Below are 15,640 nucleotides of genomic sequence, written 5' to 3' on the forward strand. Positions count from 1 at the left end.
CATGTTCAAGGGCAAAAGGCGGCATGGGGCGGGTGGATTGTCCGAGCGGTGGTGCACACTCTGCGCAAGACACTGCTTCGTGGGAAACCGTGGGGAGGCGATGGCGTGTTCGCGGGGATCGACGAGGTCGACTGGGCCTCGATGGAGCATGCCTACGGGCCTGCCGACGACGTGCCGGCCCTGCTCCGCGGCCTGGCGTCCGCCGACCCGTCGGAGCGCGAGGCCGCGCTGGACGGCATGTACGGGGCGGTCCACCACCAGGGTGACGTCTACGCCTGCACGCTCGCCTGCATCCCCTTCCTCTTCGAGCTGGTCGTCGATCCGCTGGTCCCGGACCGCGGGGGCATCGTCGAGCTGCTGACCAGCATCGGCGGCATCGACATCGACGAGGAGGACATCGGCGAGGCCGAGGACGAGGACGACGCGGAGGGCGCGGCGAACTACGCGATGGCGGCGGCGGCCGTCAGCGCGGGCGCCGGGGTCTTCTTCGCGCTGCTGGCCGACGAGGATCCGGGGGTGCGGGTCTCCGCCCCGCTGGCGCTGGCCACGCTGCACGGCAGTCCGGCCCGGGTCCTGACCCTGCTGTGCGAGCGGCTGACGCTCGAACCGGACGACGAGGTGCGGCTCGCCCTGGTCGAGGCCGCGGGCCGGGTCGCCCTGCGCCACGGACCGCTGGCCGGCCGGATCGCCGACTGGCTGAGCCGGCTGGCCGCCGAGGCCAATCCGCCGGGGCTGCGGCTGGCGGCCCTGGCCCAGCTGGCGCGGTGCGCTCCCGAGGCGCTGCCGGGCGATGTGGTGCGGGTGGTGGCGGGTCTGCTGAGGCAGCTGCGCTCGGCCCCCGGGGCGCCGGAGATCTCCGAGGCGGGGTCCCGGGCTCTCGGGGCACCGGCCGATCCCGCCTGCGCCGAGGCCGCGCCGATGACCCTGGTCGGGCAGTTGCGGGCGCCGGCGGCCGCGGACGGGGCCGGGCGCGCGGCGCCCTGGACGGCCGCTCTGCTGCGCACGCTGCACGTCGGCCTCGACGACCGGGTCGCCGACCGGACGGCGCTGCTGACCGATCAGCTGTGCAGCCCCGACCCGGGGCAGCGCATCGACGCCGTCCGGATGAGCAGCGGACTGATCAGGGCCTGGCGCGGTTCCTACGGGGAGCTCGTCCGGCTCGTGGGCGATCAGCTGGTCTCGGACGAGCCGAAACTGGCCGAGGCCGCCTCGCACGTCCTGGAGGAGCTCTTCGGCCTGGCCGCGCCCGCGGGCGACGCGCTGGCGGCCCGGGTCGCGGCCGATCCGGATGCCTGGGTGAAGGAGTGGGCGAGCGGGCCGCCGGGGCTCGGCAGCGCGGTGAAGGCCCTGGCGCGGCTGGGCGACGTACGCGCGGTGCCGGCGCTGGCGGCGGCGCTGGAGCGGCCCGAGGTGCCGCACGACGTGGGGTTCGCCATCGGGTATCTGGGAGCGGCCGCCGCACCCCTGGCCGGTGTGCTGCGGCGCCGGCTGAGCGAGGTCGGGCTGGACGAGGAGGCGTACGACCGGGCGAGCCCGCTGCTGGGCGGGCTGACCGCGCTGCGGGCGGGCGAGGCGGCGCCCGAGGTGCTGCGGATCCTGCGCGGGGCGCCGGAGTACCGGGGCGAGTGGCTGCGTACGGCGGCGCTGCGGGCGCTCGGCTCGTTCGGGCCCGCTGCGCACTGCGCGGTCCCGGAGCTGCGTGCGCTGATCCGGCGCGCCGGGACGGCGGGGGCCACGGAGGCGGCCGAGGCGCTCTGGGCCGTCGACGGGGACGCCGGGGCGGTGCTGCCGGTCCTGATCGAGGGGCTCCAGGCGGAGCACGCGCGCGAGCGCCGGGCGGCGGCGAGCGCGCTGGGCCGGCTCGGTGCGCACGCGGCGGTGACCGCGCCGCGGCTGCGGGCGCTGCTGCTGCACGAGGAGCTGTGGCTGCGGGTGGACGCGGCGATCGCTCTGTGGGAGGTTTCCGGACGGGCCGAGGAGTCCGTTCCGGTACTCCTGGCAGCCTGGGAGAAGAACCGTCATGTCAGGGTTCGGGTGGCCGAATGCCTGGCGCGGGCGGGGGCTGCTGGTGCAGGGTCGGAGGCGGCGCACGTGCTGCGCGCCGAACTCGCCTCCGTACGCCGTCACAACGCGATGGACGGCGGGTACGGCAGCCATGACACGTACGAGGACGAAAAGCTGCTGGCGCTCTGCCGCCGGGCGCTCCTGGGGAATTCGGGGAAGGGACCCACGATATGATCATTTTCGGTACGCGAGGCTATCTCTACCAGCTGGCGGTCCTGACGCTGGTCTGCGGCTGGTGCGGGAATCCGGCGGCGCACACGCTGCGCAAGCGGGTGACGAAGTTCACGCTGTTCTTCGTGCCGCTGTTCCCCTTCTCGACGAAGTACGCGACTCAGTGCACGTTCTGCGGCGGGGAGCAGCAGATCCCCAAGGAGCAGGCCGATCAGCTGCTGGCCCAGCACGTGGCCGCGCAGGGCGGTAACCCCTTCGGCCAGTCCCCGCAGCAGCCGGGTTACGCTCCGGGCTCGCAGGGCCAGGCGCAGGGCCAGAACCCCTATCAGCAGTAAATACGCATAAGGGACTTCCTTCCGAATAAGGTCTACGGAGCCGGGACCGTGCGCGATCACGCGTGGTCCGGACCGGCCGCCGGAACGGGAGGAAGACATGCGTCCGCAGCACCGGACGGGGCGAGGCACGGCTGCCGCCGTCGCGGCGCTCACGGGCGCCGCCCTGCTGGCCGGATGCGGCACCGGCGGCGAGCTGAAGAGCGCCGGACGGCCTCCGGCCGCCATCGGCCCCGCCCGCCTCTGGCCGGAGCTGCCGCCCGCCTCCGCCGCCCCGTACGACTACGGCGAGGGCGAGACCGCCCATATCCCCGGGATCACCGTCCCGGGCGGCGATGTGCGCCTGCTGGACCCGGTGGCGGTGGTGCAGGCGGGGCTGAACGCCCGTCCGGACCGCTCCAGCGGAACGGACGCGCTCCCGGCCGCGGCCGTACGGCGGATCAACGCCTGCCGGACCGCGCCCGCCTCCTGCCCGGTGCTGAAGCCGTACTACCGCGACCTGACGGGCGACGGCCGGGACGAGATGATCCTCGGCATCCAGCTGGCCGCCCGCCAGCTCTCCGTACGCGTCTACATGCCGGAGCCGAGCGGGCTCACCCGGATCATGTCGACCTCCGACGCCGTGATCAGCGTGGAGCTGGCGGGCCGGGCCCTGGTCATGCGGGCCCCTTCGGCCATCACCGGGTACGAGTACCGCACGGCCTGGTCCTGGGACGACCAGCAGCGCGCCATGCTGCCGACCCAGGAGGAGATCCTGCGGATGGCCCGGCGGGCCGATCCGGAGCGCCGCCGCACCCCGAGCACCCGGCCCTCCGCCCCGCCGACCGCCGACGCGACCCCGAGCCCCGGCACGGCCGCACCCACGTCGGCGCCCTCGCCTGCCGTGACCGCGGAGCGCAGGTGAGAGGGGCACGGACGGGCGCGAGCCGGGTCCGCCGTCCCCGGCGGCGGCTGCGGCTGCCCGCCTGGACCGCGACGCTGACCTGGAAGTCCGCCGTCTTCATCACCGTGATGTGCTGTGTCCTCGCCGCCCTGCTGGGCGTGCTGGTGCACACCGCGGTCACCCGGCAGACGGTCGGCCACGCCCGGGAGAAGGCGCTCGCCCGGCTGGAGACCGCCACCGCCGCCTACGAGGCGGGCGGGGCCCTGCCGCCGCGTTCCGGGCTCGATCCGCCGGGGCTGCCCGCGTCGTTGCGCGCCCTGGCGGTGGAGGACGGGAAACGGGGCACCATGGTCGCCGACCATCTCGGCCGCCCCACGATGTGGGCGGCCGCCCCGGCGGACGGGCACGCCCTGGCGACGCAGGTCGACTACAGCCAGAGCGCCCGCACGATCAACGGCCTGGACGGAGCGATCCTCGGCTCCTCGCTGCTGGCGATCGGCGCCACCCTGCTCGTCGGCGCGTTCTCCGTCACCCGGGTCACCCGGCGGCTGCACCAGACCGCACAGGTGGCCCGGCGGATCGGCGCGGGCGATCTGGACGCCCGGGTCAGCGACCCCCGCACGGCCGACCCCTCGCGCCGGCCGGACGAGGTCGCGATCGTCGCCGGAGCACTGGACACCATGGCCTCGGCGCTCCAGCGCAAGCTCGTGGCCGAGCAGCGCTTCACCGCGGATGTCGCGCACGAGCTGCGCACCCCGCTGACCGGCCTGTCGGCCGCCGCCGAGCTGCTGCCGCCGGGCCGCCCTTCGGAGCTGGTGCGGGACCGGGTCCGGGCGATGCGCGCGCTGACGGAGGATCTGCTGGAGATCTCCCGGCTCGACGCCCGTACCGAACACGTCGACCTCGATGTGCACGAGCTGGCGCCGCTCGTCGAGCGGGTGGCCCGCGCCTCGGGTGGCGGCACCGAGGTCAGGGTCGCCGGGGACGGACCGCCGGTGCGGGTCGAGACGGACAGGCGGCGCCTGGAACGGGTGCTCGGCAATCTGATCGGCAACGCGCACCGGCACGGCCGCCCGCCGGTGGTACTGACGGTCGACGGGCCGGTGGTGACCGTACGCGACCACGGCGGGGGCTTCCCGGACTATCTGATCGCGGGCGGCCCGCAGCGCTTCCGCACGGAGGGCGACGCCAAGGGCCACGGCCTCGGCCTGACCATCGCCGTCGGGCAGGCGGAGGTGATGGGCGCCGAGCTGGTCCTGGAGAACGCGCCGGACGGCGGGGCGCTGGCCCGGCTGACGCTGCCGGAGTACGTACGCCTGGACGACGACGAGGACCCGCCGCGTTCCCCCGCCGGCGCCTGACAGCCGGACGGCACCCGGACCCCACGCACCTTCCATAAGGACATAAGGGAAATAACACCCACGTCTTGCTACGTTGCGTGGCATGACCGCAACGACGGCGGACGCACCCCCGCCCGAGCTGCGCCTGCCCAAGCGGCGCGGCGTAGAACTCTCGCTCCTCATCGGGGCCGTCCTCATCTCCGTCTACGGCTACGCCGCCGTCGGTCTGGCCCACGACGACGCGGTCCCGCCCGACGTCGCCGGATACGGCGGCGGACTCGGGTTGCTCGCCCTCCTCGCCCACCTCGCCGTCCGCTTCCGCGCCCCGTACGCCGATCCGCTGCTGCTGCCCATCGCCGTGCTGCTCAACGGCACGGGCCTGGTGCTGATCTACCGGCTCGACCTGGAGACACCGAAGGACCAGGCGGCGCCCACCCAGCTGATCTGGTCCACGCTCGGCGTCGCGTTCTTCATCGCGGTCGTGGTGTTCCTGCGCGACCACCGGGTCCTCCAGCGCTATGCGTACCTCTCGGTCGCCGCCGCCCTCGTCCTGATGATCGTGCCGATCTTCTTCCCCGCGGTGAACGGCGCCAAGATCTGGATCAGGGTCGGCGGATTCTCCTTCCAGCCGGGCGAGTTCGCCAAGATCCTGCTCGCCGTGTTCTTCGCCGCCTACCTCGCGGCGAACCACAACGCCCTCGCGTACACCGGCCGCCGGATCTGGAAGCTCCAGCTCCCCACCGGCCGGGTGCTCGGTCCGATCGTGGCGATCTGGCTGATCAGCGTCGGCGTCCTGGTCCTGGAACGCGATCTGGGCACCTCGCTGCTGTTCTTCGGCCTGTTCGTGATCCTGCTGTACGTGGCGACCGGCCGGACCGGGTGGATCGCGGTCGGCCTTCTGCTCGCCGCCGTCGGCGCGTTCGCCGTCGGCTCCTTCGAACCGCATGTACACAGCCGGGTGCAGGACTGGCTCGACCCGTTCGCCTCCATCGACGCCGGCCGGGGCCCCGGGCAGCTCGCCCAGTCGCTGTTCGCCTTCGCCGCGGGCGGGATGCTCGGCACCGGTCTCGGGCTCGGCCACTCCATCCTCATCGGCTTCGCCGCCAAGTCCGACTTCATCCTGGCGACGGCCGGCGAGGAGCTCGGCCTGACCGGCCTGACCGCGCTCTTCATGCTGTACGCGCTGCTGGTGGCGCGCGGCTACCGGGCCGGGCTCGCCCTGCGCGACGCGTTCGGGCGACTGCTCGCGATCGGACTCGCCTCGATCCTCGCGCTCCAGGTGTTCGTGATCGCGGGCGGCGTGATGGGGCTGATCCCGCTGACCGGTATGGCGATGCCGTTCCTCGCGCAGGGCGGCTCTTCGGTCGTCACCAACTGGATCATCGTGGCGCTGCTGATCCGGGTCAGCGACGTGGCCCGCAGGCCCCACCCCGACGAGGTGGAGACCGGCGTCGTCGCACCGGTCCCGGAGAACGAACGGTGATCCCGCACCCGCCGACCGCCCTGGGGGCCCGGACATGATCCGCTACATCCGCCGCGCCGCCGCGTTCTGCCTGCTGCTGCTCGTGGCACTCCTGGTGAACGCCGCCCGCGTCCAGGTCTTCGAGGCCGACGCCCTCGACGACAACCCCGCCAACCGGCGTACCACCATCGACCGTTACGACCGGCCGCGCGGCAACATCCTGGTCGACGGCCGGTCCGTCACCGGCTCGAAGGACACCGGTGACCAGCTCGCGTACGAACGCACCTACCGCAACGGCCCGCTGTACGCGCCGGTGACGGGCTACGCCTCGCAGACGTACGGCACCACCCTGATCGAGAACGCCGAGGACGCGGTCCTCTCCGGCACCGACCCCATGCTCGCGCCGCTCCCGTTCTGGAACGAGATCACCCGCGACCGGCAGCCGGGCGGTGATGTCGTCACCACGATCAAGGACTCGATGCAGCGCGCCGCGTACGAGGGGCTCGGCAGCCGGCGGGGCGCGGTCGCGGCCGTCGAGCCGACGACCGGCAAGATCCTGGCCCTGGTCTCGACGCCGTCGTACGACCCCGAGCGGCTCTCCGGCACCGGTTCGTCCGTCACCGACGCCTGGCGCGAGCTCAACTCCTCCACCAGCCAGCCGATGCTCAACCGGGCGATCCGGCAGACGTATCCGCCCGGCTCCACGTTCAAGATCGTGACGGCCGCGGCGGCACTGGACGCGGAGGTCGTCACCGACCCGGACGCCGCGACCGACACCCCGTCCCCCTACGTCCTGCCGAACACCTCGACCACGCTGCCCGACGAGGCCCGGGGCTGTGAGAAGGCGTCGCTGGCCGAGGCGATCCGGGTCTCCTGCAACACCGTGATGGCGCACCTCGGGGTGGAGGTCGGCCTGGACGGCATGGTGGACGCGGTCGGGAAGTTCGGCTTCAACGACTCCGGGCTGAAGATCCCCTCCGGGGTGGCGAGGAGCAACTTCGACACGGACATGAGCGACGACCAGCTGGCGCAGTCCTCGATCGGCCAGTTCAACACGACGGCCACCCCGCTCCAGATGGCGATGGTGGCCTCGGCCGTGGCCAACGGCGGCGACCTCATGTATCCGCATCTGGTGGACCGTACGACCACGCACAGCGGCTCCACCGTCCACACCACCGGATCGCGTTCGTACCACCGGGCGATGAATCCGATGACGGCGATGCAGCTGCGGCAGATGATGATCGACGTGGTGCAGGACGGCACCGGTACCAATGCGGCGATCGACGGCGCGACGGTCGGAGGCAAGACCGGCACGGCCCAGCACGGAATCGACAACTCCGGTCTGCCCTACGCCTGGTTCATCTCGTGGGCCCAGGCGGAGGACTCCGGGCGGCCGGCGGTCGCCGTCGCCGTGGTCGTCGAGGACGCCTCCGCCGACCGGGCCGACATCAGCGGCGGCGGCAGCGCCGCGCCGATCGCCCGTTCCGTGATGGAGGCGGCCCTGGAAGACTGAGTCGATGACGGCTTTCCGGGAGCTCTCCGAGACGCTGGCCGCGATCGAGCGGGAGGACCCGCGGCTCTGCGCGTTCCTCGACGTGTGGCGCGACGAGGCGTTCGCCCGGCTTCCGGAGGCCGCCCGGCTTCCCCTCGCCGGGCTGCCGTTCGCGGTGAAAGGCCCGACCGGGCTCCGTTCGTACGCCGCGCGGCGGCTGATCGCCGCCGGCGGCGTCCCGGTCGGCTCCACGTCCGTGCCGGGCCCCGGCACGTACTGGAAGACCTGGGGTCTCGGCACCCACGGACGCACCGTCAACCCGTGGCGGCCGGACCGGACACCGGGCGGCTCCTCGGCGGGCTCGGCGGTCGCGGTCGCGGCGGGCCTGGTGCCCCTGGCGACCGGCAGCGACGGGGCGGGGTCGGTGCGCATCCCGGCCGCGTGGTGCGGGGTGTTCGGGCTGAAGACGACCAACGGGCTGCTGCCGTCCCCCGACCGGTCCGGCCTCGCCTCCGCCGGGGTCCTGACCCGGACGGCCGCGGACGCGCGGACGTATCTGCGCTGCGTCCTGGACGGCTGCGAACCGGCCCCGGCCGAACTGCCCCTGACCGCCGCCCACAGCCCCGGCCTGGGGTTCGCGGACGTCGACCCGGAGGTGGCGGCGGTGGTGCATGGCGCGGTACGGCGGCTGGTCGCGGCGGGGGTGGTGCGGCTCGCGGACGGCGGCTGCGCTCTCCTGGACCCGGGGGCGACGTGGCAGGCCGTACGGGGCGGAGAGGTGGAGCCGCGTCTCGACGGGGTCCGGCGCGAGAACGACCGCAGACTGGACGCCTTCTTCGCGCGCACGCCGCTGCTCCTCACCCCCGTCACCCCCAACCGCCCGCACGGCCACGACGGTCCGGGCGCACTCTTCTCCACCTCGCTGACCTGCGCGTTCAACCTGAGCGGGCATCCGGCGGCGAGTGTGCCCGCCGGATTCACCCCGGACGGCTGCCCGGTCGGGCTCCAACTGGTGGCGCGGCGCGGCGCGGACGCCCAGCTGCTCGCCATGGCCTGCGCGGTGGAGGAGGCGCTGGGCCCCGCGCGGCTGTAGCGGGCCGCCGGGCCCGGAGTCCGGTCAGCCGGCTTCGGCCGCGGCTATCGGCTTGCGCGACTCGGCCCTGACCTTGGCGGTGTCCAGGGCGGCCTTGTCGAGGTCGACCTCCTGCGGGTCCTGGAGCGCGGTCTCGGCGGTGATGACGGCGACGAAGGACGCGGTGTTGTCGTCACCCCAGGCGCACATCGGGAGGGTGCTGGTGACGCCGCCCTCCTTGGACCGGACGACCTGGCAGGACACCGTGATCCCGTATCCCGCGGGGGTGAACTCCCGGGCGGGTACGGCGATGGTCATGCCCTCGTTCTGCACCGCCCCCTCCAGGATCTTGTCGCGGGTGAACTCGGGTCCCTTGATCCGGCCCCACATCCCGGAGATGACCAGGGTCCCGCCGCTCTCGGAGGTGTACTGGGTGACGACGGCCTTCGCGTCACGGATGGTCGGGTCGTAGGTCCCCTCGATGTCCTTGCCGTCGGTCGCCGAGGAGTCCTTGAGCAGTGTGTACTCGTCGTCCAGCAGCTTCTTCGGCACGGTCAGCCGGTATTCGGCCGCCGGGAAGTCCCCGACCGACGGGATACCGCCGGCCTTGTCCACCTCGTCCACCAGGCGCGAGACGCCGAAGGCGATGCCACCGGCCACCACCAAAGCACCGAGGGTGATGCCGACGACGAGCCCGGTCCTGTTCCGCCGGGGCGGGGGCATCCCGGGCCACCCGGGCGCACCGGGGGCCGGAGCGCCCCACGGCTGGGGTGCCTGCGGCCCGTACGGCTGCTGGGGATACCCGCCCGGGTGCGCCGGATACCCGTTGGGCTGCTGCTGCCCCGGCTCCGGCTGCTGGGTGTACGGGCTCTGCTGGGGCTGCTGCGGGAGGCCGTACGGGCCCTGCGGCGCTCCGTACGGGCCCTGCGGGGACGGGGGCGGCGGCATGCTCATGACGCCAAAGTTACGCCATGGGGGGAACACCCTTTCGCCTGCCGGAGCTTGCGGCCCCCGCGTCAGCTCAGTGGTTCGCGGCGGCGCATCCACACGTCCGGCACCCCGTCGACGCCGGTGACCGCGCCGACGACCCCGCCGGTGATGGCGCACGTGGTGTCGACGTCCCCGAGCCCCTCGGCGGTGGCCCAGAGCGCCGCCTCCAGGTCCTCGGGGTGCCGGGCCGCGGTCCACAGGGCGAAGGGCACGGTGTCGTCGGAGCGGATGCGCTGCCCGTTGCCGAGGAGGTCGGCGGCCTTCCACGGTTCGGTGGCGAACGGTACGTCCACGGCCCGGAGAAGACCGTCCCGCACCGCCCCCGCGGGGGTCCGCCCGGCGACCCGCGACAGCGTGAACTCGCCCCGTACCGCCAGCGCCGCCGCCACCGCGACGGCCACCGCGCCCGCGATCCCCTCCGGGTGGGCGTGGGTGATCTCGGCCTGCAGCACGGCCTGTCCGGCCACGTGGTCGAGGTCCCGGTGGAACCGCGCGCCGAGCGGGGCGACCCGCATCGCGGCGCCGTTGCCGAGGCTTCCGCCCTCGAACAGCTCGGGGGCCAGCGTCCGCCAGTCGGCCGGGGACACCAGCAGCTGGGGCAGCAGCAGGTGCATGCCGTGGCCGTACCCGCGGGCCTGGTCGGCGTCGAAGGCGAGCGCGAAGTACAGCGCGAGCCGGTCCTGCTCGACGTGCCCGTGGTCGTCGAGCACCCGCTGGAGCGCGCGGGCCAGCGCGGTGTCGTCGGTCCAGTGCCAGACGGGCTCGTGCGGGGTGCGGCGCGCCCTGATCTCGTCGAACGCCTTCCGGGGTTCCCGGAAGAGCGGGAACCACCGTTCCCCGAACGCGTCGCCGAGCGCGAGGCCTTCGAGACTGCGGCGGGCGGCGGTCAGGTCGGGGACGACATCGGTGGAGGTCATGGAGGCATCGTCCCGCCGTCGGCCCGGTGCCGTACACCGGATTTCGGCCGTGTTCGGGTCCGGTGGAACGCCATGTGATCCTGATGCCATGAACGACCGACGTGACCTTGCCGTCGTACGGCCTCCGGCAGGCTCCCTCGCCACCGTGCACGGGCTGTCGGCACTGCTGGCCGGCTACCACCTGCGGACGGAGGCGGAGAAGGGCCGGCCCGTCTCGGAACCGGCCGCGCTGCCCGCCGCGTACCGCGCGGAGGTGGAGGATCCGGACGGCGCGTTCGCCGGTGCCGCCGTGCTCGTCGCGCGCGACGGGGACACCGCGGTGGGATGTGTCGTGGTCACCGCGCCCGTGGACGGCCGGGCGGAGATCAAGCGGCTGTGGACGGCGCCGGGATTCCGCGGTCGTGGCGTCGCCTCCGCGCTCCTCGACGCCGCGCTCGCGCACGCCGCGCGGAGCGGGGTCCGCACCGTGCGGCTGTCGGTGTGGCGGTGGCGCACGGGAGCGGTCTCGCTCTACGAGCGGCTCGGCTTCTCGGTCACCGCGTCATGGGACGAGCGTGCGGAACTGGTCTGCATGGAGCGGACGGTGGAGGAACCCAACCCCTGTACAGGGCGGGGACGTTCGTAGATCGTTACTGCCGTGACAGAAACGAACGGCACGACGGACTGGCCCGGCGGCATCAGCGCTCTCACCCTGTTCACGGAGGACCTGGAGGAGACCAAGCGGTTCTACCGGGAGGTCTTCGGACTGCCGGTCACCTACGAGGACGACAACTCGGCCGTGTTCACCTTCGGCAGCACGCTCATCAATCTGCTGCGGACCACCGCCGCGCACGGGCTGATCGAACCTGCGGACGTCGCCGGCCCGGCCGCCGGTGCCCGGATGCAGCTCACGCTGACCGTGGACGACGTGGACGCCCTGTGCAAGGTGCTGGCCGACCGCGGTGTGACGCTGCTGAACGGGCCGGTGGACCGGCCCTGGGGCATCCGGACCGCCAGCTTCCGCGACCCGGGCGGGCACATCTGGGAGATCGCGCGGTGACCGCGGCCGAAGCCGGCCAGGAGGCCGGGACCCTCGGCACCGGCCCCGAGATCCGTGCCCTCCTGTCGTCCCTGGACGGCCAGCGCCGCCATGTCATCGGCATCCTCGAAGGACTCGACGCCGAGGCGCTCCGGCTGCCGGTGCTGCCGTCCGGGTGGAGCTGCCTGGGGCTCGTCCAGCATCTGGCGCTCGATGTCGAACGGTTCTGGTTCCGTGCCGTGTTCACGGGCGACCCGGCCGTGATCGCCGCCTTGGACGACATCGACGACGCCTGGCAGGTGGACCCCGGGGCCGACGCCGCCGAGGTGCTCGGCCGCTACCGCGAGGAAGCGGCCCTCGCGGACGCCGTGATCACGTCGGCCGCGGCCGACGCGCCCCTGGCCCGGTGGCCCCACGACCAGTTCGGCGCACCGCATCTGCACACGCTGCGAGACGTCCTGCTGCACGTCATCACCGAGACCGCGTGCCACGCCGGCCATCTCGACGCGGCACGCGAACTCCTCGACGGACGGCGGTGGCTGGTGCTGACGTAGGGGGTGGGCCCCGCGCTGCCCTACTGGCTCTCCCCGCCCTCCGCGATGGCCTCCGCGACCTCCGCCACCCGCTCCCGCTCCTCCGCCTCGAAGCGTTCCCGGTCCAGCTGCTCGGCTATCTCCTCGTCCTGCGCCATCAGCAGGTCCAGGTTCGAGTCGCCGAGGTCGAAGACGCCCATGTCGACGTACGCCTTCTGCAGGCGCTCGCCCCACAGGCCGATGTCCTTGACGCACGGGACGATGCGGCTGAACAGCAGCTTGCGGAAGAGCTGGAGGAACTCCGAGTGCTCGGAGAGGTCCTTCGCCTCCTGCTTGGCGATGCCGAAGTTCTCCAGCACCTCCACCCCGCTGAGCCGGTCGCGCATCAGGTAGCAGCCCTCGATGACGAACTCCTCGCGTTCGCGCAGTTCGGCATCGCTCAGCTGCTTGTAGTAGTCGCGCAGCGCCATCCGGCCGAAGGCGACGTGTCGGGCCTCGTCCTGCATGACGTAGGCGAGGATCTGCTTGGGCAGCGGCTGGGTCGTGGTGTCGCGGATCATGCCGAACGCGGCCAGGGCCAGGCCTTCGATGAGGACCTGCATGCCGAGGTAGGGCATGTCCCAGCGGGAGTCGCGCAGGGTGTCGCCGAGCAGCCCCTGGAGGTTGTCGTTGATCGGGTACAGCATCCCGACCTTCTCGTGCAGGAAACGGGCGTAGATCTCCGCGTGCCGGGCCTCGTCCATGGTCTGGGTCGCGGAGTAGAACTTCGCGTCCAGGTCGGGGACGGACTCCACGATCCGGGCCGCGCAGACCATGGCGCCCTGCTCGCCGTGGAGGAACTGGCTGAACTGCCAGGAGGTGTAGTGCCTGCGCAGCTCGCCCCGGTCCTTCTCGGTCATCTTCGCCCAGTGCGGGGTGCCGTACAGGGTGAGGGCGTCGTCGGGGGTGCCTAGGGGGTCGGCGGGGTCGACCTCGATGCTCCAGTCGATGCGCTTGTTGCCGTCCCACTGCTTGTCCTTGCCCTTCTGGTACAGGGCGAGAAGGCGCTCACGGCCGTCGTCGTAGTCCCAGCTGAACCGGGCGGCACCCGAGGCGGGCACCGTCCACAACGGCTGCTCGGGGGCGGTGGTGTAGAGGTCGTGTGTCGACACGGACGGCTCCTTCGCCTCTCAGGGCCCGGGTAAGTCACCTGACGTGTGGCTCAGTTGGCAGGTTCACACGTTGGTAGACGCCGGGTCAACAAGTCGCGCGCAAGGGATTGACGGCCTTGCTGACAAGTAGTCTCATAATGGGTGACCGTCGGTAACCCATGGGAGAGGCCCGTCCAGCCATGACGACCGTGACCGAACGCGATGTGCAGACACTCCGCGACGCACTCGGCCCGCTCCGTGACCGCGAGCAGATCGCCGAACGGCTGCTGGAGGCCTCGGCCAAGCACTCCTTCGACCCGGACAAGGAGCTCGACTGGGACGCACCGGCCGAGGACGGCAAGTGGTTCTGGCCGCCGGAGCTGATCTCCCTCTACGACACCCCGATGTGGAAGCGGATGTCGCAGGAACAGCGGCAGGAACTGGCCCGGCACGAGGCCGCCTCGCTCGCCTCGCTCGGCATCTGGTTCGAGATCATCCTGATGCAGCTGCTGGTCCGCCACATCTACGACAAGCCGGTGGTCAGCAACCACGTCCGCTATGCGCTGACCGAGATCGCCGACGAGTGCCGGCACTCGATGATGTTCGGCCGGATGATCACCTGGGGCGGTTCGCCCTGCTACCCGGTGCCGCGCCGCTACCACAATCTGGCCCGCGTCCTGAAGACCGTCTCCACGACGCCCGGTTCGTTCGCGGCGACGCTGCTCGGCGAGGAGATCCTCGACTGGATGCAGCGCCTGACCTTCCCCGACGAGCGCGTCCAGACCCTGGTGCGCGGGGTCACCCGCATCCATGTGGTCGAGGAGGCGCGGCACGTCCGGTACGCCCGCGAGGAACTGCGCCGCCAGATGGTGACCGCCCCGCGCTGGGAGCGCGAACTCACCCGGGTGAGCTGCGGGGAGGCGGCCCGCGTCTTCTCCGTCTGCTTCGTCAACCCGCAGGTGTACGAGAACGTCGGCCTGGACCGGCAGGAAGCCGTGGCCCAGGTGAAGGCCAGCGGCCACCGGGCCGAGGTCATGCAGTCCGGCGCCAAGCGGCTGACGGACTTCTTCGACGACATCGGGGTCCTCAACGGCGTGGGGCGCAGGCTGTGGAAGAACTCCGGCCTGCTCGCCTGACGGCACGAGCGCTTAGGCTGCTGGTATGACCCCTGCCGCAGCCGCGCCGCCCAGCCGTGCGTACCGAAGGCTCAGCGTCGAGGAGCGCCGCACCCAGCTCCTCGGTGCGGCACTCACCCTCTTCGCGCACCGGGCCCCCGACGAGGTCTCGCTCGACGAGGTCGCGACGGTGGCCGGGGTGTCGCGTCCGCTGGTCTACCGCTACTTCCCCGGCGGGCGTCAGCAGTTGTACGAGGCGGCGCTCAGGTCCGCCGCGGAGCAGCTGATCCTGTGCTTCGCCGAACCGGCCGTGGGCCCGCCCACGGAACGGGTGACGCGCGTACTCGACCGCTACCTCGCCTTCGTCGACGAGCACGACGCCGGTTTCAGCGCCCTGCTGCGCGGCGGCAGCGTCGCCGAGACGTCCCGTACGAGCACGATCGTCGACGAGGTACGGCGGGCGGCGGCCGAACAGATCCTCCTGCACCTGGGCCGGGGCGCCGGCGGCGACCCCGCGCCACGGCTGCGGATGATGGTGCGCACCTGGATCGCCGCCGTCGAGGCGGCGTCGCTGATCTGGCTGGACGAGGGCAAGCAGCCGGCCGCGTCCGAGCTGCGCGACTGGCTGGTCGACCAGTTCATCGGGCTCCTCGCCGTCACCGCGGCCACCGACCCGGAGACCGCGTCCGCGGTGGCCGAGCTGCTGCCGCTGGAGACCGCGGCGGGCCCGGCCGGGCGGCTGGCGGACCGGCTGGCACCGCTGATCGGCGCGGCGGCGCATCTGCTGCCGCCGGACTGATCGGTCAGACTGGGGCGGTGAGAAGCGAGAACGTCCCCTTCACCGGCGGCCCGCTGGACGGGCGGGTCCTGCCCGTCCTGGTCGGCGCGACCGGCCACCCGCCCAAGTGGTACGAGGTCCCGGTCCCGGCCGCCGACGGCGCACCGGCCACCGTGCACGCGTACCTGCGGGTCCCCGCCGGATACACCAGGCGACTGCGGATCCAGCGTGGCTGGGTGTACGAGTACGCCCCGGCCGGCCGTGAACGCCACCGGCCCAAGTGGCCCTGGTCGAAGTCGGGGTAAGACGTCCGGGGCGGAATGGGGCGTCGGGGGCCGGACGT

General features: G+C 72.7%; 16 protein-coding genes. 13 read left to right on the top strand and 3 right to left on the bottom strand.

The annotated features are described in order from the left end of the window. Positions 1-105 precede the first annotated feature (105 nt). From OG959_RS10860 to OG959_RS10890, 7 genes are all read left to right on the top strand, one after another. Positions 106-2,238, top strand: coding sequence for a PBS lyase (locus OG959_RS10860; protein ID WP_326657953.1), 2,133 nt, complete (start codon positions 106-108; stop codon positions 2,236-2,238). Beyond that, the gene (locus OG959_RS10865) at positions 2,235-2,570 is read left to right on the top strand and encodes a zinc-ribbon domain-containing protein (protein WP_326657954.1); all 336 of its coding nucleotides are present in this window, start codon (positions 2,235-2,237) and stop codon (positions 2,568-2,570) included. The genes OG959_RS10860 and OG959_RS10865 overlap by 4 nt, the downstream gene beginning before the upstream one ends. Positions 2,571-2,667: 97 nt before the next feature. Continuing rightward, a complete protein-coding gene (locus OG959_RS10870; protein ID WP_326657955.1) occupies positions 2,668-3,471 on the top strand; it encodes a hypothetical protein in 804 nt (267 codons plus the stop codon). After that, entirely contained in the window at positions 3,468-4,811 is a 1,344-nt protein-coding gene (locus tag OG959_RS10875) for a HAMP domain-containing sensor histidine kinase (protein WP_326657956.1), read from the top strand. Before OG959_RS10870 ends, OG959_RS10875 begins: the two co-directional genes overlap by 4 nt. Before the next feature lie 82 nt (positions 4,812-4,893). Then, positions 4,894-6,273, top strand: a complete 1,380-nt coding sequence (locus OG959_RS10880) for an FtsW/RodA/SpoVE family cell cycle protein (protein WP_326657957.1) — start codon at positions 4,894-4,896, stop codon at positions 6,271-6,273. A gap of 34 nt (positions 6,274-6,307) precedes the next feature. Further along, entirely contained in the window at positions 6,308-7,765 is a 1,458-nt protein-coding gene (locus OG959_RS10885; RefSeq protein WP_326657958.1) for a peptidoglycan D,D-transpeptidase FtsI family protein, read from the top strand. A gap of 4 nt (positions 7,766-7,769) precedes the next feature. Further along, positions 7,770-8,837 carry an amidase gene (locus OG959_RS10890; RefSeq protein WP_326657959.1) on the top strand — a complete coding sequence of 356 codons (1,068 nt, stop codon included), beginning with the start codon at positions 7,770-7,772 and terminating at the stop codon, positions 8,835-8,837. 24 nt (positions 8,838-8,861) lie between these two features. On the opposite strand, the gene OG959_RS10895 is transcribed toward OG959_RS10890, so the two are convergent. Further along, the gene (locus OG959_RS10895; protein ID WP_326657960.1) at positions 8,862-9,770 is read right to left on the bottom strand and encodes a hypothetical protein; all 909 of its coding nucleotides are present in this window, start codon (positions 9,768-9,770) and stop codon (positions 8,862-8,864) included. 62 nt (positions 9,771-9,832) lie between these two features. Then, positions 9,833-10,723, bottom strand: coding sequence for an ADP-ribosylglycohydrolase family protein (locus OG959_RS10900; RefSeq protein ID WP_326657961.1), 891 nt, complete (start codon positions 10,721-10,723; stop codon positions 9,833-9,835). Positions 10,724-10,811: 88 nt separating this feature from the next. Here OG959_RS10900 and OG959_RS10905 point away from each other — a divergent pair, with 88 nt between their 5' ends. The 3 genes from OG959_RS10905 to OG959_RS10915 are packed head-to-tail and all read left to right on the top strand — an operon-like array spanning position 10,812 to position 12,295. Next, a complete protein-coding gene (locus OG959_RS10905; RefSeq protein WP_326657962.1) occupies positions 10,812-11,348 on the top strand; it encodes a GNAT family N-acetyltransferase in 537 nt (178 codons plus the stop codon). A gap of 12 nt (positions 11,349-11,360) precedes the next feature. Next, positions 11,361-11,762, top strand: coding sequence for a VOC family protein (locus OG959_RS10910; RefSeq protein WP_326657963.1), 402 nt, complete (start codon positions 11,361-11,363; stop codon positions 11,760-11,762). Next, positions 11,759-12,295, top strand: coding sequence for a DinB family protein (locus OG959_RS10915; RefSeq protein WP_326657964.1), 537 nt, complete (start codon positions 11,759-11,761; stop codon positions 12,293-12,295). The genes OG959_RS10910 and OG959_RS10915 overlap by 4 nt, the downstream gene beginning before the upstream one ends. Before the next feature lie 20 nt (positions 12,296-12,315). On the opposite strand, the gene OG959_RS10920 is transcribed toward OG959_RS10915, so the two are convergent. Next, entirely contained in the window at positions 12,316-13,425 is a 1,110-nt protein-coding gene (locus tag OG959_RS10920; RefSeq protein ID WP_326657965.1) for a ferritin-like domain-containing protein, read from the bottom strand. Between the two features lie 179 nt (positions 13,426-13,604). Here OG959_RS10920 and OG959_RS10925 point away from each other — a divergent pair, with 179 nt between their 5' ends. From OG959_RS10925 to OG959_RS10935, 3 genes are read left to right on the top strand one after another with little or no spacing between them, the layout of a single operon-like run. Next, a complete protein-coding gene (locus tag OG959_RS10925; RefSeq protein WP_326657966.1) occupies positions 13,605-14,540 on the top strand; it encodes an AurF N-oxygenase family protein in 936 nt (311 codons plus the stop codon). Positions 14,541-14,565: 25 nt separating this feature from the next. Next, a complete protein-coding gene (locus OG959_RS10930) occupies positions 14,566-15,318 on the top strand; it encodes a TetR/AcrR family transcriptional regulator (protein WP_326657967.1) in 753 nt (250 codons plus the stop codon). A 17-nt stretch (positions 15,319-15,335) separates the two neighbouring features. Beyond that, complete coding sequence (locus OG959_RS10935; protein ID WP_326657968.1) at positions 15,336-15,602, top strand: hypothetical protein; 267 nt, start codon at positions 15,336-15,338, stop codon at positions 15,600-15,602. The last annotated feature ends 38 nt before the right edge of the window (positions 15,603-15,640 follow it).

Origin of the sequence: Streptomyces sp. NBC_00385, assembly GCF_035917155.1 — a bacterium.
Taxonomy (GTDB): domain Bacteria; phylum Actinomycetota; class Actinomycetes; order Streptomycetales; family Streptomycetaceae; genus Streptomyces; species Streptomyces poriferorum.